Genomic DNA, 17,216 nt, shown 5'->3' on the forward strand with positions numbered 1-17,216 from the left:
AAATCAATCATTTATGAAAAAGGCATCCATTTTACTCGCACTGTTTCTTTTTTCCTGTTCACAGCCAATACAAAAACAATCAAAATTGGTAAAAACACCAACTTTGTATCCAGCGAAAAACTATTCAAGCAAACTTTATGATGAGCCTTTTTTTAAAGAAGAACATTTCAACTATGTAATTAGCAGGCAAACGAAAGATACAACAAAACGTAATTACACATCAGAAACGACAGTTATTGAAGGTAAAGTCAGGCAATATTTCAGAAATTGCGAAGTGACGCTCGATAAAAATGCTCTTGTTTTTCAATTGACGGACACTCCTTTTTCTGATGGCCGCTATGAATTGAAATTTGTTAAATCACCAGGTGTATTTGAAGCCAAATACAATCAAACTTTTTCAATTACTGATAGCTCATACAAAAAACCTGTTTTTAAAGTGATAGATAAAAACGTTGTTCTTGATAAAGACACCTACGTAAAGGGTGAGCTTTTGAGGGGCAAGTTTTCTTTTCAGATCGCCGCGTCGCATTTGTTGGAAAGCAAATACTCCGATACAATATCTATGTACGGATTTGTAAAAACTATTATAAAGTAGCCTTATTCTGCATTCGTCTGAAAACAAGTACAATACAATAAATAACCTAAATTCATTATAAGTATAATGGGGTTACAAGATGAGCATTTACAACAAACTGATAAAAGAGCATTATATATCAAATTGGGGAAGCAATTATGAAGAGAAGATATGGACAACGGGGCCTATCAATGAACTTGATAATCCGCTTACAATTTTAGAATTTAAACCAACTGTCAAGAGGAAAATGTGGACTTACGCAACATGTGGCATGTCTACATTTTCGCATGAAAAACCTGTCGAACTACATTTATTTTCCGCCATTCAGGATAGTTCTATTTTAGAATTGTTAACAAGTGTAGTTTATTTCCATAATGTTAATCAAAATCTCAATTTAGGGCATACGGTTAATTTTGGAAGGCCATGGCAGGAAAATTCAGAGTGCAGCTACGGTTTAATTTCTTTACCTTATTTAGATGGACCTGATCTTGAATTGTTTGATCCTGGCAATAACCATAAAACAATATTTTTTTATTGGCTTATCCCTATAACATTACGAGAACGGAACTATAAAATGCAAAATGGGCTGGACGCTTTAGAAGAAAAATTAGAAGAAAGCCAGTTTAATTATATTGACAGTGAAAGGAGGAGTGTAATTTAACCCCGCGACCGTGTCCCTCGGTCGCAAATTATGTTATTGATATATCCACATCAACACATGCTTCTTTTGTTTCTTCAACAAAGCATCTACAATTTTCATGGTATTATTTGATATAGCCGGACAGCCCCAGCCTTCTGGTGTCCCTTTAGGGTAAACTTCAGTTTCGGCTACCTGTTCCCATGAATGAAAAACGATCTGCCTTGCTAAAGCGTTATTATTGGTTGCTTCCAATCCGGTGAGGTAATACTTTACGTGGATTCCCCAGGCGCTGTAGGCCCGCCCATCTATTTGATACTTACCGGGAGCAGTACAATGGCTGCCATCTAGGTTACTGAACGCAGGTTTGTCTTTCGACCATTCACCACTCCAGGGGTTACGGCCGCAGCCATGGCTCACCAGTCCGGAAACCAGCACATCGTTTTTCCTGAAATCCCATACCATAAAACGTTTAACACCCGATGGCAGGGCCATATCAATTAAAATACAATAGCGGGTGTTGTAGCCACGTTGCCGGCAAAACGCCAGGCTTTGTTTGGCTTTTTCTTTAACACGGTTAAGGTCTGCCCGAGGTGCATCCGCGTATGTTTTAATACAGCAAAAAAATATTGAGAAAAGCGGGAATAAAAATCTCAGTTTCAATTGTGTCAGGTTTTGTGTTGTAAACAGAAATATCTGCTTTTTATTACAATAAACCTATCTTGTGAAATGAAAAAACTTTTGCCTCTGTTACTCCTGCTGTTGTTTTTATTCAGTTGTGCCGAAAAATCAACCAAAATGCCGGTAACCATTAAGACAGTTAATAACGGAAAAGCATTGCAGATAACCGGTTTCGATCCGGCCATCATTAACGAGATCAGCCGTGACTCATCGGCGACAGCCTGGGAAACGCTGATGGCTGTTTACCGCATGCCTGCCGATACCTCTATGCGAAACCTGCAGCCCGCACAGCCGGGGCGTTATGCCGTTCATAACAATGTAGTTGTTTTTACACCCGATACGGCCTTTAGCACACAGCAAACGTATTTTTTTCGTTACTATGATTTCAGTGCCGGCGGTACGCTGACCGATTTGATAAAAAGCCGCAGCAAACCCGGTACCTTGCACTATACAGATTTGATTTTTAAGCAATAAACTACCTATATGCTTGAAAATTTAATATTTTTGATTATATTTGCAACCGTTAATAAAAGAGGGGGCAATTAGTCCCCTCTTTTATTTTATCAATCAAAATTATTCTGTCAAAAACACCGGTGGGTAATGAATATTGAAAAAAGGGTAAAAGAACTGGTAGAAGAGAAGATAGCAGACAAGCCGAACCTGTTTATAGTGGATATTAAAATGCACCCGAACGGGAAGCTGATCATTCTGCTTGATGGCGATAACGGTATCGGTATTGATGAATGTGTACAGGTAAGCAGGCATGTCGGCTTCCATCTGGAAGAGGAAAACGTGATTGAAACCGCTTATAACCTGGAGGTTTCATCGCCGGGTATTGATTATCCGCTGTCGTCGCCAAGGCAATACGCCAAAAATGTTGGCCGTAACCTCGGCATTAAAATGAAAGATGGGGCTAAACGCGAAGGCACATTAACCGGCCTTACAGAGGATGCCATCACCATTGAAGAAAAAGTAAAAGAAAAAGGGAAAAAAGCGCAGGTTATAGAAAGCGTTATCCCAATGGACCAAATAACAGAAACAAAGGTTTTAATATCATTTAAGTAAAAAATGAGCAATATTAATTTAATTGATTCTTTTCAGGAATTTAAAGATTTCAAGAACATTGACCGCCCTACCATGATGAGCGTACTGGAAGACGTTTTCAGAAGCATGATCAGGAAAAAGTACGGTACGGACGAAAATTGCGACGTAATTGTGAACACCGACAACGGTGACTTAGAGATCTGGCGTACACGTAAAGTTATGGAAGATGGCTTTAGCGAAGATGATGACCTGGAGATAGAACTTGCCGAAGCACACCTGTATGACGCCGACCTTGAAGTTGGTGATGACTATATTGAACAGATCACTTTAGAAAGCTTTGGCCGCCGTGCTATTTTAGCCGCCCGCCAAACGCTGGTATCAAAAATTCTGGAATTAGAGAAAGACGAGATCTTCAAAAAATATAAAGACCGCGTAGGTGAAATTGTTACAGGCGAGGTTTACCAGGTTTGGAAAAAAGAAACTTTAGTTCTTGATGATGAAGGCAACGAGCTGTTACTGCCAAAAACAGAGCAGATCCCGGCCGATTACTTTAAAAAGGGCGATAGCGTTAAAGCTGTTGTATCAAAGGTAGATATGCTGAACAGCAACCCTAAGATCATCATTTCGCGTACAGCGCCTGAGTTTTTACAGCGCTTGTTTGAGCTTGAAGTGCCGGAAATTTTTGATGGCTTAATTACCATCAAGAAGATTGTACGCGAACCGGGCGAGCGTGCTAAAGTTGCCGTTGAATCATATGACGACCGTATCGATCCGGTTGGTGCCTGCGTAGGTATGAAAGGTTCTCGAATCCACGGTATAGTACGTGAGTTAAAAAATGAAAATATCGACGTTATTAACTTTACCAACAACGTTCAGCTATATATTCAACGTGCATTGTCGCCTGCCAAAATCACTTCTATTAAATTAGATGATGAGAAAAAAACAGCTGCTGTGTATTTAAAACCCGACCAGGTATCATTAGCTATCGGTCGTGGCGGGCACAACATTAAGCTGGCAGGAAAATTGACAGGCTACGAAATTGATGTTTACCGTGAGGCTGATGAGCATGACGAAGATGTGGACATCGAAGAATTTTCAGACGAGATTGAAGGCTGGATCATTGATGAATTTAAACGTATTGGTTTAGATACAGCAAAATCAGTACTGGCCTTAACCGTTGGTGAATTGGTAAAACGTACCGATTTAGAGGAAGAAACAGTAAAAGAAGTGCTATCAATATTGAATGCGGAGTTTGAATAAGCGGAATAAGCAAATTAAAATCGTATTTTTGCACTAAATAAGCAGAGAAAGTAATATTAAATGTCAGAAGACAAATCCATAAAATTAATTAAAGCAGTAAAAGAACTGAACATTGGCATGGGTACCCTTGTCGATTATTTAGCTACCAAAGGATACAAGGTTGACAAGCATCCTATGGCCAAGCTGGATAATGACATGTACAATGCCCTGTTAAAGGAATTTGCTGTTGACAAAAGTATTAAGGAGGAAGCTAAGCAGATCAGTATCGGAAAGATAAGGAAAGAAGAGCCTGCTGCACAGTTTCCTGAAAAGCCGGTTGAGAACCGCCGTTCGCGCGATTTTGAGAACGAAGAGATACTGATCAAGAATACAGGGCACTTTGCACAGCCGCAGGTTGAAAAACCAAAACCGGCCGAGCCTGCTCCGGCAGCGCAAGCTCCTGCACGTTCTGATGAGCGCAATGACGTATTACCTGGTGTTAAGGTGGTTGGAAAAATTGACCTTAACAACCTGAATGCTAAGCCACAGGCGGAGAAGCCTGCGGAAAAACCAGCGGAAGTAGTTGTTAAACAACCCGAGCCAGTTGCACAGGCACCTGCGCCAACACCGGCTCCGGCACCTGCCGAGCCAAAAGTTGAAGCGCCACAGCCGGTAGCCCCGGTTGTGCCCGAACCACCAAAGGTTGAAACGCCAAAACCGGCAGCTCCGGTTGCCGAAGCACCCAAAGCTGAAGAGCCTAAAGCGCCTGTTGCTGAAAAAGCACCGGTTGCAACACCTCCGGCTGCTCCCGAAACTCCGGCTGCACCAGTAGCTGATGACAGCCAGGAGCCAGACGTGATCCGTGCTAAAGCCGAGCGTTTAACAGGGCCAAACATTATTGGGAAGATCCAGTTGCCGGTTAACGCGCCAAAACGCAACCCGGTAGCTTCATCATCAAATTCAAATAATAACTCGGCCGATCACAAACGCAAACGTAAGCGTAAAGATAACCAGGGCAACCCGCAGCAAGGCGGCGGTAACCATCCGCATGGCCAGCAGGGCGGTGGTGGCAATCACCCGCAACAAGGTCAACAGCCCAGCGGTGGTGGTACCATTAATCCTAACCGCCCGGATTTCAGGAACCGTACACATGGAGCACCCGGAAACAGCGGGCCAGGTCAGGGCCAGGGAGGTCATGGCGGTGGTAACCGCCCGGATTTCAGGAACAACCGCAATAATCCGCCTCAACATACAGGACCGAAGGAAGAACCTTCAGAAAAAGACATACAAGACCAGATCAAGGCTACGCTTGCGCGCTTAAGTGGAGCAGGTAAGTCGGGCAAGTTTGCACAGCGTGCTAAATTCCGTCGTCAAAAACGTGATGATGTTGCTGCAAGTGCCGAAGAGCTGGCAATGGAACAGGAACTTCAATCAAAAGTATTGAAGGTTACCGAGTTCGTAACGGCAAATGAGCTGGCAAGTATGATGGATGTATCTGTAACCCAGATTATATCTACCTGTATGAGCCTGGGTATGTTCGTTTCCATTAACCAAAGGCTTGATGCCGAAACACTTTCAATTGTGGCCGATGAGTTTGGCTACCAGGTTGAATTTGTGAAGCCGCAGGATGAAGAAGCCAACCTTGACCAGGTTGATGATCCGGCCGATTTGGTGACACGTGCACCAATCGTAACCATCATGGGCCACGTTGACCATGGTAAAACCTCATTGCTCGACTTTATACGTAAAACCAACGTAATAGGCGGCGAAGCGGGTGGTATAACCCAGCACATTGGTGCTTACGAAGTAACATTGCCTGACAATAAAGGAAAGATCACCTTCCTGGATACACCGGGTCACGAAGCGTTTACCGCGATGCGTGCAAGGGGTGCACAGGTTACAGATATCGTAATTATAGTGATAGCTGCCGATGACAGCGTGATGCCGCAAACCCGCGAGGCCATAAACCACGCGCAGGCTGCAGGTGCACCAATCATCTTCGCCTTTAACAAAATTGATAAGCCGGGTGCCAATGCCGATAAGGTAAGGGAACAATTATCGGCCATGAATATTTTGGTTGAAGAGTGGGGCGGTAAATACCAGTCGCAGGAAATTTCGGCCAAAACCGGCTTAAATGTTGACTTGTTATTGGAAAAAGTATTGCTTGAAGCCGAATTGCTCGAATTGAAAGCTAACCCTAACAAACGTGCCGTAGGTACCGTTATTGAAGCAGCTTTAGATAAAGGCCGTGGTATTGTTACCACCATCCTTGTACAGGCAGGCCGCTTAAAAGTAGGCGACCCGATATTGGCAGGCTGCTACAGCGGTCGTGTTAAAGCGTTAACCAACGAGCGTGGACAGCGTGTAGATTCAGCAGGACCGTCAACACCTGTACAGGTATTAGGTATGCAGGGCGCACCAACCGCGGGCGATAAGTTCAACGCGCTTGAAAGCGAAGTTGAGGCACGTGAAATTGCTAACAAACGCCTGCAGTTACAACGTGAGCAGGGCTTACGTACACAAAAACACATCACCCTTGATGAAATCGGCCGTCGTTTGGCAGTTGGTAACTTCAAGGAGCTTAACATCATTGTTAAAGGTGACGTGGATGGTTCTATCGAGGCCTTGTCAGATTCATTGCTAAAACTGTCTACCGAGCAAATCCAGGTGAACATCATCTCGAAAGCGGTAGGTCAGATCTCCGAATCAGACGTATTGCTGGCATCGGCATCCGACGCGATCATCATTGGTTTCCAGGTACGCCCTTCAGGTAGTGCCCGTAAACTGGCCGAAGCTGAACAGATTGATATCAGGTTGTACTCTATCATCTACGACGCGATCAACGAAATCAAAGCGGCAATGGAAGGTATGCTTGCACCAACCTTTGAAGAGAAGATTGTGGCTAACGTTGAGATCCGCGAAACCTTCAAGATCAGTAAAGTGGGTACTATTGCAGGTTGTATGGTATTGGATGGTAAAATTAACCGTAACAGCAAGATCCGCATCATCCGTGACGGCGTGGTGATCTACACCGGCGAACTGGCTTCACTGAAACGCTTTAAAGATGACGTGAAAGAAGTAAGCGCAGGCTACGAGTGCGGTTTGAACATCAACAACTTTAACAACATTGAAGTAGGCGACATTGTTGAAGCATACGAAAACGTAGAAGTTAAACGCAAGCTGTAATTAAATAAATCAGCTTTATAATATTGAAGGGCTTATCTGTAACAGGTAGGCCCTTTTTTGTTGGGGATATTTTAATTATCTTAAAATTTAAGCATAAATCTGGAATTAGTCGAAGTTACGCTATTGCTAAACTTCCCTGACTGGTTGAAGCTTGAAGTTTCAACCTAAAATATGGAAAGCTTTCAGCCTACGACAGCGGAATGCCGCCAACATGCTGGAGATCTTTTTTAGCCTTTTTCTCTTCCGTTCAACACCTTTTCATTACTGAAACAGCGCCGAGAGGCGGTTTACAGCCTCCCCCTGCACGGCGACTGTGGTAGGTCTACTACCATCTTTTTGTCAACATCCCCTTGCTTACTACTGCATACGATTCACGGCACGCCTTCGACCAGTTGGGGAGGGAATGTGGTAACGTTCGAGGACTTAATAACTGACATTAAACTTATTTAAAATTCTAAAAGCTTTTCTTTAAAGGAATCGAAATTATCTTGGCCCCATATACTTTGTTGTATAAAAAATTTGTAGCGGTACTTACTATAAGAATTTAGCAATAAGTCCTCAAATTCTACCGAGATGCCAATATCAGGTGCTTCAAATGTTAATGCTTCAGCTACCTTTCTCGCTAACTTATTTCCGATCGTTTTGTCAAATTTGGCATTAGTGGTAAAATACTGCTCATCAATACTCTCACCGTTATTAGGGATGATGCAAAGGATGTAATCGCCTGGATAAGCCGGTGCTTTCTTAGCCTGTTTATGAGTCATGCTCACACGATCTTCAGCTATATTTATAGATTTTAATTCAATGTAAAATTTCTTTTGGGTATTGTTGTTTACAATTATAAAGTCTTCTTCACCTTCTACTTTTGAGATTTGTAATTTGGCATCTTGGTTTATTAATTGTTTAAATACGTTTTCAAAAACATCACCCACTTTCTTTTTAAATATAAATTCTTCCCTCTCTTTATGTTGATCTAATAATACCTGTTCGCCTAATCTTACCTTTAATTCTAAATCGGGATCTTGCAATAAGGCGATGTTGCTTGAATTTATCGCAGATAACTGTTCTACAGATATTTCTCCATCTCTGTCTTTCTGCAATAAATCAGTTATATGTTTGATCTTGCTTTCATTGGCAGTTTTATATAAAAGTGTTTCTGTTTTTAAACCTTTAAAATATTCCTTTCCCTTATCTGAATTATCGTTGATCCAGTTTAAAAGCTTTGAAAATACATTCCTTAGTTCATTAGTCGGATTTTCCTCTTTCAACAGTTCCTTTATTGCTTCACTGATAGTTGTTCCTATTAAAGCTATTGTCCTTGTCCTCGTTGCCGGTAGTTCAAGAAAAATTTTCTTTTCTAACATGTCCAAACGCCAATCATATACTTTAGGAGTAATTTGTGACATGTCCGCAAGGATATCTTTTAATTTCTTGTCTATCGTGCCATCATCCAAGTATAATTCGTCTTTTCTTTTGAAATAGCCAAATTGATTAGGGAGTACGGAACTATCCGCTCCATTTAATAAAACAGGTTCTTCAACATTTATAAATGAAACCAAGTTGTTTAACCACAGTAAAGTTTCCTCTTTCGATTTACCGATCCGTTCCTGAAGTGCTTCAACCGACTTAAAACCCGCAATAAACTTAGTAAATGAATTGACCGTAACTCTGGGGCAGTCGTCCCAAATAACATCATACCAATCATTTACCTGTTCTTTTGGTGGTACATTTTCAGGAAATAATGTTTTCATGTAATCCCATAATACCAATCGCGTATTCTCTTTCAAGTCCCAGGGGAAATAAACTGAAATATCATTTAAGATAATGGCAAGCCTCTTGTCTTCAGAAACATCAACAAGCGGAATTGATTTAACGAAGGCTTTGGCGTGAGTTTGAATACTATCTTTAAACCAGGTAGCATTAAAATCAGCAATCAGCAGATTTTCTTTTAAGTGTTTCAAAAGTAAATGTGTGTTTTGCCATTTCTCTGTTGAAACATATTTCACTATGGAATTATATAAAGGCAATACTTTTTCAAAAAGCCCCTGGTTTATTTTTCCTTCCACAGTATCTGCCAGCCAAATGCCATCTCTTTCTTCTTTTGGCAAAAAAGAAACACTATTTATCACTACCGGAAACTTAAAATCACTTGCACCGATCAACGGAAAAGGACAAAACAATAAGGGCTGGTGTTCCAGAAATTCCTTTATATAAATTAGATTGCTTTGCTCATAAACTTCCAGAGCAATATCAACGTTATCATCTGAACATACCACTAAAGCTATGTAAACATCTTCTGTTTGCTCGTTTTTAATAGATTTTTTTTCTATAGAAAACCGCTTTATATTTTCAGCGAGTTGCTTTGTATTTGAATCAATTTTATGGTAAACGATTGAGGTGTTGCTTATTTGATTGAAAATTTCAATCTTCTGAACTTTCGGAATAAAAGATAATGCAAAAGGTAAAGCGGCGTCCAAATCCTCTATTGATTGTATCGCAAGGTCTAAGCCATCTTTATCGAGATTATATCTAAATGACGTTTCATAATTGCTGGGGCTATACTGATAATTCAATATTTCAGTGCGTTTTTCTCTAAATATTTGCCAGGTTTTACTTATGCTGTCAGCGATTTGCGGCTTGTCAGTACCCGAGCGATCAAGGGTAAAGCTAAAGTTGAACGCTTGCGAATCTTTTAGATAAACTCCTTTTACCAAAATTTCTTTCGATAATATATGGGTTGCTAAAAAGCCAGTACCAAATCGGCCTGATTTATCCGAATCTTCTTCGTCCCCTTTATCTGAATAAGGGAAAATCAGATTTTTGGCATCCTGATAACGAAATGGATTACCATTATGTTGAAACTCTGCGAAATATTGTCCGTTATCATTTCCAATGATCAATTTTACAGAAACTTTCTCATGTGGTTTAACTGCATCTTTAGCGTTTTGTAGTAACTCCCAAAACCAACGTCTTTTTGCTATTTCCGGTCTATTCCGCACTTTGACCAATTTGTCGTTAACATCTTTTGCGGATAATTTAAAAACGACTTCAAATAGTTCCTGTACTTCTTCTTCGTTATACATATTAAATAATTAATGATAAGGGTTATCGACAACGAAAATAATCGGTTTTGAAAGATATTCAAAGGTTATTGATAAAATGAACCCAACGTGGGATAACCTCAGCTCCCAGCTCCGCATCTTTGGCTATCTAATCAGATAGCCATGAAGAATAACGAAGTTATACACGACCTGAAAGCCGCAAATTAAATGGCCATATTACAAAGATTAAAACGCGTCCATACCGGGCCACCTCTCTGATCGAAGTTTAGCGATAACGTAACTTACTCCTAAAATGAGTTAAGCTTTCAGCTTAACTGTAGTTGTATACCCGTTCTGTATATGTAGCAATCCTAAGCGTCAGTAATGGGGCTTTTACATTTAACAGCCGTTGAAATCTTATAATAACATTTTTCAATTTAGTTTGTCATAAATTTTCTCCTAAACAAACAATCACTATGAAATGGACAATCCTTACAATTCTTCTTTTCTCATGCTTTACAGCAATTGGCCAAAAAGCAGATACCATAGCTGTTAAAGATATCAGCACTCACTTAGGTAAAGAAGTGGTTGTAAAGTGCCGGGTTATTGATTTTGATTCCCGTACCAATTTACTGTATCTGTACATCGGGAACCGGTTCCCCAATCACTTGCTAACTATCATTGTAAAAAAACAGGTTAATGGCAAGCGCCTGAAAATTGACAAGGATATCATCTTAGGCCGTCAAATGGTTTACTTTACCGGGAAACTGATCAACTATACTGAAAACCCGGATACCACAGCACTTACAGACCAGGCCATGTTAAAAAGAGAAGTAGAACAGCCGCAGGCAGGAATACTTGAATACACCGGACAGGCTGTTACCATTAGGCATACTTACGAGCCAAGAACAGGGCCGATTGATTTACGGGGCAAGCTTGTAATGATCATAGACGACAGAAAGCAAGTTGGAACAAAAAATACCCGATAATTATGAATATCAATTAGCCTTTAGCCGGTTACACACAGAATCTTTCAACTGGTTGAAGTTGAGCAATGGCGTGACTTTAACCAGTTACTGTATCCCGCCAGAAACCCTGTGTAATCCCCACCCATGTAACAACTTTGTTAACATATAATATTCCCGATTTTAATTTATAATAAATAGGTTTGTTATTAACTGATCTTATAATTATTATATATGAAATTAAAACTACTCTTTTCCTGTTTAATTACGGCCGGTATTGCAGTACCGTCGTTTGCGCAGGAGCCTGTTGATGCTGCAATGGTTCAAAAAATAAGGGAAGAAGGCCTTAACCATTCAAAGGTAATGGAAACGGCTTTTTATCTTACAGATGTTTCGGGCCCAAGGCTTGCTAATTCTCCGGGCTTAAAGCGCGCCCAAAACTGGGCTGTTAATCAGCTTAAAACCTGGGGCATGGCCAACTCTAAATTGGAAGCCTGGGGTAAATTTGGCAAAGGCTGGGAGGTTCAAAAAAACTATGCAGCTATCACGATTCCTTACTATCACGCTATCATCGCCATACCTAAAGCATGGACACCGGGTACAAATGGCTTAATCAAAGGCGAAGTGATGATAATCAAAGCCGATTCGGCAGCAGAGCTTGAGCAATATAAAGGTAAGCTGGCCGGCAAGATCGTGATATTTGATACTAAAGCACCAACAGAACGTACCTGGAAAGTGGATGCCGCCCGTTATACCGATGAGGAACTTACCGAAATGGCCAACGCGAAAGCTACGCCTGCCGGCCCGCGCAGGAACGCTGTGGACCCCAACGCAGCCCAAATGGCCGCTTTCCGTAAGCTACGTGCTTTCAGGACTGCATTAAGCCAATTTTTGGTTGATGAAAAAGCTGGCTTGGTGTTAAGCCAGGCCCGCGGTACAGATGGTACAGTGTTTACCACCAACGGCGCTTCATACGCCGATACCGCAAAAGCGGTAGCACCCGAGCTTGAAACCAGCAGCGAAGATTACCAGCGCATTTTGCGCCTTATAAAAGGCGGCCAGCCGGTACAACTGGAAGCTGATATTAAAACCCAATTCATTACCGATGACTTGCAGGGTTATGATGTAGTTGCTGAAATTCCCGGGACGGATAAAAAACTAAAAGACCAGGTAGTAATGCTTGGCGGTCACCTTGATTCATGGCATGCCGCTACCGGTGCTACCGATAATGCTGCGGGCAGCGCAGTAATGCTGGAGGCCATGCGTATTTTAAAAGCGATTAACTTTAAACCCAAACGCACCATTCGCATAGCTTTATGGAGTTCGGAAGAGCAGGGCTTATTTGGGTCCCGTGGATATGTGGCCAATCATTTTGGCGATCCTAAGACCATGGAACTGAAGCCAGAACAAGCAAAGCTTTCAGCCTATTACAACCTTGATAATGGAACCGGCAAAATCCGCGGAGTGTATTTGCAGGGAGATTCGGCAGCGGCACCTATCTTTAAAGCATGGCTTGAACCTTTTAAAGATCTTGGCGCTACTACGCTTACCATTCGTAACACAGGCGGTACCGACCACCTGTCGTTTGATGCTGTAGGCATTCCGGGCTTCCAGTTTATTCAGGATGCCATAGATTATGGTACCCGTACACACCATAGCAACCAGGACACTTACGATCGCCTTATTGAAGACGATCTGAAACAGGCCGCCACCATTATTGCTTCATTTGTTTACCATACGGCACAACGCGCCGAAATGATCCCGCGCAAAGAGCTGCCAAAGCCACAACCGGCAAGGTAAAAATGTTAGGATATTTATAGAAAAGCGATGCTCCCGGGCATCGCTTTTTTTGTTTATGCTTTATGCTATTGTTATTCCGGCTTTGACTTAGTGTATCCATGGTCAATAACAGGAATGAACCAATCCATATAAAACACCTCATTATTAGCTTATTTTCCTTAAATAGAATGGTCGGCAGGCAGTTAATTTCCATAAACCATTTTAATAAATTAATTTTGTATGTTTAATGAGCCTATTTATAAAACCCCAAAAACCAGGGAAATCAACAGACGAAGAACTACTTAGTGATTATCGCGCAAGCGGTAACCTAACAGTTTTGGGCAGCTTATATGAAAGATATATGCCCCTTGTTTATGGCGTTTGCCTTAAATATCTGAAAGATGAAGAACTGGCCAAAGATGCGGTAATGGGCATTTTTGAGGAGCTGGTTGATAAGGTTAAAAAGCATGAGATTAACCAGTTCAGAAATTGGGTGTATGTACTTGGGCGCAATTATTGCTTGATGCAGTTACGAAGCGGTAAAAAGATGGAGTTGGTTAATTTAGATGAAGTTGTGGAATTCACCCCGTTTTTGCATCCTGATGATAATAACAGGGAAGAGGCTTTGAAAGCTTTGGAGCACTGCATAGCAGGGTTAACCGGCGGACAAAAACAAAGTATCGACCTGTTTTATTTAAAAGAGAAGTGTTATAAAGAAATTGCCGGGATCACAGGATATACTTTAAATGAGGTAAAAAGTTATATCCAGAACGGTAAGAGGAATTTGAAAATTTGCCTCGAACGGAACAGTGCATAGTAAAAAGGCAAATATATTGCAAATACAGAAGTATCTCAACGGAGAGCTTGACGCCCGTGCTATGCATAAACTGGAGATGGAGGCACTAAACGACCCTTTTTTGATGGATGCATTGGAAGGATATGACAACATGGGGACAAGTCAACAATTAAACCTTGCTGACCTTAGCTCAAGACTGCGGCAGCGTACCGGAGAAAATAAAGGCCGTGTAATGCCGTGGACCGTTTGGCCCATAGCGGCTTCGGTTTTAATAGCATTAAGTTTGGGAGGCCTTTATCTTAACAGATCTCCTAAAGCTGAACTGCAAAGTAATAACATAACAGGAAACAAAAATTCTATTCCGCCCGTGGTAGCTGCCGCCGATACCGTAAAGACCGGCGATACAGTTAAAAAAGCGAATACCAATACGCCCATACAGGCCCCATCAGTTGCAGTAAATAAAAAATCAAGACGGGCAAAGCAATCGGCTAATGCGCTTTATCAGCAGGAAATCTCCGCTGGCGACAATAAAACAGCTTCGAATGATGTTGCGCCTCCTGTGGGCAGCAATCCTTTAGCAGAACCGGCAACTCCGCCCGCTGCTGCTAAAGATAAAGTTGTTTTGAAAGAAGAAGGCAATTTAAGTGAGCGGATAGTAGCAGGATACACAGCTCCAATTGCAAAAAAAGATACAGTAAGCCAGGATGTGATAGCATTAAGAGCGAATACTACTGTAGCTAAATCAAAAGCCCCGCTGCAATTTAAATTACCCGGAAAGGTTGACGGCGTTACATCTTCGCCAGCAACTATTTTTGGCAGCAATAAAGTGGCTGCACAATCATTATACATTGCCGGTACTATTATTTCGAGAGATGACGGCTCTCCTTTAATTGGTGCGGCAATCAGGATCAAAGGCACCAACCGGAGCACGGTAACTGATGTTAATGGAAAATTCGCGCTAAGCTCTCCGGGGGATAAGGCTACGCTTGATGTGGTTTATATTGGTTATGAGCCGAGGCAGGTTAACGCCACACGCGGCGATAGCATTAAAGTAGCGCTTAAGCCCGATTCCAGGGCCCTTAGCGAGGTGGTTGTAACTAAAAAAGACGATGACAACGGTGAGGTAAGTGTCACCGCGGCACATCCGCAACTGGGCTGGGGCAGCCTGAAAAAATATTTACAAACTAATGCCGTACTGCCTGATGGTACTGCCGGCACCGTGACCGTAACATTTACGGTATTCCCGAGCGGTATCACAGATGAGTTTAGCATTAAAAAAAGCCTGAGTGAAGCGGCCGATCAAAAAGCTATCGAGCTTATTAAAAACGGCCCCTCATGGGTTGGCAGTACTAACAACAAACCCGAAGTTGTTACTGTAAAGGTTAAATTCCAAAAGCAAAAATAATATGCCCAATAAAAAGGCTGCGTTGAATAAGATTCGACGCAGCCTTTTTGTATTTCTTTTTCTATCTATTTTATTGTCCGGTAGTTTTTTTCCTATCAGCAAAAGCGAATACTTTTTGCAATAAAGGCGTTGTACGCGCGCCAAGATTTTGACGAATGTTAAGCTCTTCTTTGGCTATCTCTACAAATAAGCCGTCGATGGCTTTTTGGGTCACATAATCGCTGATATCAGGATTAAGCTTTGATACAAACGGAACCTTATTGTAGGCCTGGGCGGCATCAGTATAGTATTTGGTAGCATTCACTTTATTTAAGCTTCCCTGGATAACGGGTTTGAATTGCAGGCTTAGCTTCGCGGTAGTGGTACGTTTAAAATATTGTGTTGCCGCATCCTGGCTGCCCAATAAAATATTGGTAACATCCTGCAGGGTCATTTGTTTAATAGCATCAACAAAAATAGGTTTTGCCTGTTTTGCGGCGTCTTCGGCTGCGCGGTTAAGCGAAAGGATCACATTATCACAAAGGCTGTTCAGGCCAAGCCCGCGTAAGGTTCTCTCAGCTTTTTGCGCTTCGGGCGGAAAAAGGATCTTGATAGCGGCATTGCCAAAAAATCCGTTAACTGCCGATAGTTGATCCGAGCTTTTACCTGTGCCTATTTCAAGGGCCTGTTTTAAACCGTTGCCTATTTCAAGCGACGTTGGTGTTCCCTGGTTTTGAATAGTGGCATTAGCTACCTGGTTTAGCGTATCACAGCTGGTAAATGTAATTAAAGCTATTAAGACGGGGATAATGAGTAGTCTTGTTTTCATAGTAGTAAAACTAACAAAATTACTACCGGTTTGTTTAGGCAAAGAAATGTAATAATGCAAATACACCGGCGGCAATCAGTGCCGAAATAGGTATGGTAATGATCCAGGCCCAAACCAGGTTAATGGTTACGCCCCAGCGCACGGCCGATACTCGTTTAGTTAAACCCACACCTATAATTGAGCCGGTGATAGTATGTGTTGTTGAAACCGGGATCCCAAAACGCTCGGTAATAAACAGGGTGATAGCACCAGCAGTTTCGGCACTTACACCTTCAAGCGGGGTAACCTTGGTTATTTTTGAGCCCATGGTTTTAACGATCTTCCAACCACCCGACATGGTGCCTGCAGCAATAGCTGAGTAACAAGCTAAAGGGATCCACTCCGGCATTACTGAGCCTGGCTTTATCACTTTTGAAGCAATAAGGCTTACGTACAGGATCCCCATAACTTTTTGTGCATCGTTACCACCGTGAGCAAAACTCAGAGCTGCCGACGATACTAACTGCATGCGTTTAAACCAGCGCTCGGCAGTGGCAGGCCTTGCAGCTTTGCACAGGTGTAATATTAAAATGGTTACCACATAAGCTATAATTAAACCAATAAACGGGGCAAGTACGATATAGGCAACGATTTTAAGCACATATTGCATTTCAACAGCATGAAGGGCGTTGGCACCCATATAAAGTGCGTTAGTCATACCAGCACCGGCAAAGCCCCCAATAAGGGTATGCGACGAGCTGGACGGGATACCGAACCACCATGTAAACAGGTTCCAGGTGATGGCGGCTACCAAACCAGCCAGGATCACGTGCAGGGTAACATAGTGCTCCAATACAATTTTAGATACGGTATTAGCAACCTTATGATCTTTTATAAAAAAGTAAGCTGCAAAGTTGAATACCGCGGCCATTAACACTGCCTGAAACGGTGTTAATACTTTGGTAGATACAATGGTAGCTATAGAGTTTGCGGCATCATGGAAGCCATTGGTGTAATCAAACAACAGGGCGAGTACAACAATAACTACAAGTAGGGAAGTAACCATTTAGCTGGGGGTAAGA

Annotated in this window: 14 protein-coding genes; 10 read left to right on the forward strand and 4 right to left on the reverse strand. The window is 42.1% G+C overall.

What is annotated here, in order from left to right; translation table 11 throughout:
- Nucleotides 1-13 precede the first annotated feature (13 nt).
- Complete coding sequence (locus ABID99_RS25595) at nt 14-595, forward strand: hypothetical protein (protein WP_090532507.1); 582 nt, start codon at nt 14-16, stop codon at nt 593-595.
- A gap of 79 nt (nt 596-674) precedes the next feature.
- Entirely contained in the window at nt 675-1,235 is a 561-nt protein-coding gene (locus ABID99_RS25600; RefSeq protein ID WP_090532508.1) for a suppressor of fused domain protein, read from the forward strand.
- Nucleotides 1,236-1,268: 33 nt separating this feature from the next.
- Here the strand turns inward: ABID99_RS25600 and ABID99_RS25605 are convergent, their stop codons facing one another.
- Nucleotides 1,269-1,874, reverse strand: a complete 606-nt coding sequence (locus tag ABID99_RS25605; RefSeq protein ID WP_229701673.1) for a murein L,D-transpeptidase catalytic domain-containing protein — start codon at nt 1,872-1,874, stop codon at nt 1,269-1,271.
- A gap of 66 nt (nt 1,875-1,940) precedes the next feature.
- Here ABID99_RS25605 and ABID99_RS25610 point away from each other — a divergent pair, with 66 nt between their 5' ends.
- The 4 genes from ABID99_RS25610 to infB all read left to right on the forward strand — a co-directional run bounded on the left by ABID99_RS25610 (nt 1,941) and on the right by infB (nt 7,361).
- The gene (locus tag ABID99_RS25610; protein ID WP_176626112.1) at nt 1,941-2,366 is read left to right on the forward strand and encodes a hypothetical protein; all 426 of its coding nucleotides are present in this window, start codon (nt 1,941-1,943) and stop codon (nt 2,364-2,366) included.
- Nucleotides 2,367-2,492: 126 nt separating this feature from the next.
- The gene (gene rimP, locus ABID99_RS25615) at nt 2,493-2,957 is read left to right on the forward strand and encodes a ribosome assembly cofactor RimP (RefSeq protein ID WP_176626114.1); all 465 of its coding nucleotides are present in this window, start codon (nt 2,493-2,495) and stop codon (nt 2,955-2,957) included.
- A gap of 3 nt (nt 2,958-2,960) precedes the next feature.
- Nucleotides 2,961-4,196: a transcription termination factor NusA gene (gene nusA / locus ABID99_RS25620; protein ID WP_090532515.1), complete on the forward strand. Its 1,236-nt coding sequence runs from the start codon at nt 2,961-2,963 to the stop codon at nt 4,194-4,196.
- Between the two features lie 60 nt (nt 4,197-4,256).
- On the forward strand, nt 4,257-7,361 hold the full coding sequence (gene infB / locus ABID99_RS25625; protein WP_373615515.1) for a translation initiation factor IF-2: 3,105 nt from the start codon (nt 4,257-4,259) through the stop codon (nt 7,359-7,361).
- 446 nt (nt 7,362-7,807) lie between these two features.
- Here infB and ABID99_RS25630 read toward each other — a convergent pair whose 3' ends face one another.
- Nucleotides 7,808-10,444, reverse strand: a complete 2,637-nt coding sequence (locus ABID99_RS25630; RefSeq protein ID WP_373615516.1) for a sacsin N-terminal ATP-binding-like domain-containing protein — start codon at nt 10,442-10,444, stop codon at nt 7,808-7,810.
- A gap of 434 nt (nt 10,445-10,878) precedes the next feature.
- Between ABID99_RS25630 and ABID99_RS25635 the strand changes: the two genes are divergently transcribed.
- The 4 genes from ABID99_RS25635 (at nt 10,879) to ABID99_RS25650 (ending at nt 15,347) form a co-directional block, all read left to right on the forward strand.
- The gene (locus ABID99_RS25635) at nt 10,879-11,391 is read left to right on the forward strand and encodes a hypothetical protein (protein WP_373615517.1); all 513 of its coding nucleotides are present in this window, start codon (nt 10,879-10,881) and stop codon (nt 11,389-11,391) included.
- Nucleotides 11,392-11,601: 210 nt separating this feature from the next.
- On the forward strand, nt 11,602-13,167 hold the full coding sequence (locus tag ABID99_RS25640) for a M20/M25/M40 family metallo-hydrolase (RefSeq protein WP_373615518.1): 1,566 nt from the start codon (nt 11,602-11,604) through the stop codon (nt 13,165-13,167).
- A gap of 226 nt (nt 13,168-13,393) precedes the next feature.
- Nucleotides 13,394-13,963, forward strand: a complete 570-nt coding sequence (locus tag ABID99_RS25645) for an RNA polymerase sigma factor (RefSeq protein ID WP_373615519.1) — start codon at nt 13,394-13,396, stop codon at nt 13,961-13,963.
- A gap of 16 nt (nt 13,964-13,979) precedes the next feature.
- Complete coding sequence (locus tag ABID99_RS25650) at nt 13,980-15,347, forward strand: carboxypeptidase-like regulatory domain-containing protein (protein ID WP_373615520.1); 1,368 nt, start codon at nt 13,980-13,982, stop codon at nt 15,345-15,347.
- A 70-nt stretch (nt 15,348-15,417) separates the two neighbouring features.
- On the opposite strand, the gene ABID99_RS25655 is transcribed toward ABID99_RS25650, so the two are convergent.
- Together ABID99_RS25655 and ABID99_RS25660 are read right to left on the reverse strand one after the other, a co-directional pair.
- The gene (locus tag ABID99_RS25655; protein WP_373615521.1) at nt 15,418-16,155 is read right to left on the reverse strand and encodes a DUF4197 domain-containing protein; all 738 of its coding nucleotides are present in this window, start codon (nt 16,153-16,155) and stop codon (nt 15,418-15,420) included.
- A 34-nt stretch (nt 16,156-16,189) separates the two neighbouring features.
- Nucleotides 16,190-17,200, reverse strand: coding sequence for an inorganic phosphate transporter (locus ABID99_RS25660; protein WP_090532528.1), 1,011 nt, complete (start codon nt 17,198-17,200; stop codon nt 16,190-16,192).
- Nucleotides 17,201-17,216: the final 16 nt, after the last annotated feature.

The organism is Mucilaginibacter sp. OAE612, assembly GCF_041806395.1.
GTDB lineage: Bacteria > Bacteroidota > Bacteroidia > Sphingobacteriales > Sphingobacteriaceae > Mucilaginibacter > Mucilaginibacter rubeus.

Excerpts from the sequence above, each read along its gene's own strand:
- ABID99_RS25610 (WP_176626112.1), top strand. The coding sequence starts at position 1,941 with ATGAAAAAACTTTTGCCTCTGTTACTCCTGCTGTTGTTTTTATTCAGT.
- rimP (WP_176626114.1), top strand. The coding sequence starts at position 2,493 with ATGAATATTGAAAAAAGGGTAAAAGAACTGGTAGAAGAGAAGATAGCA.
- ABID99_RS25600 (WP_090532508.1), top strand. The coding sequence starts at position 675 with ATGAGCATTTACAACAAACTGATAAAAGAGCATTATATATCAAATTGG.
- ABID99_RS25595 (WP_090532507.1), top strand. The coding sequence starts at position 14 with ATGAAAAAGGCATCCATTTTACTCGCACTGTTTCTTTTTTCCTGTTCA.
- nusA (WP_090532515.1), top strand. The coding sequence starts at position 2,961 with ATGAGCAATATTAATTTAATTGATTCTTTTCAGGAATTTAAAGATTTC.
- ABID99_RS25640 (WP_373615518.1), top strand. The coding sequence starts at position 11,602 with ATGAAATTAAAACTACTCTTTTCCTGTTTAATTACGGCCGGTATTGCA.
- ABID99_RS25645 (WP_373615519.1), top strand. The coding sequence starts at position 13,394 with ATGAGCCTATTTATAAAACCCCAAAAACCAGGGAAATCAACAGACGAA.
- ABID99_RS25655 (WP_373615521.1), bottom strand. The coding sequence starts at position 16,155 with ATGAAAACAAGACTACTCATTATCCCCGTCTTAATAGCTTTAATTACA.
- ABID99_RS25630 (WP_373615516.1), bottom strand. The coding sequence starts at position 10,444 with ATGTATAACGAAGAAGAAGTACAGGAACTATTTGAAGTCGTTTTTAAA.
- ABID99_RS25660 (WP_090532528.1), bottom strand. The coding sequence starts at position 17,200 with ATGGTTACTTCCCTACTTGTAGTTATTGTTGTACTCGCCCTGTTGTTT.
- ABID99_RS25635 (WP_373615517.1), top strand. The coding sequence starts at position 10,879 with ATGAAATGGACAATCCTTACAATTCTTCTTTTCTCATGCTTTACAGCA.
- infB (WP_373615515.1), top strand. The coding sequence starts at position 4,257 with ATGTCAGAAGACAAATCCATAAAATTAATTAAAGCAGTAAAAGAACTG.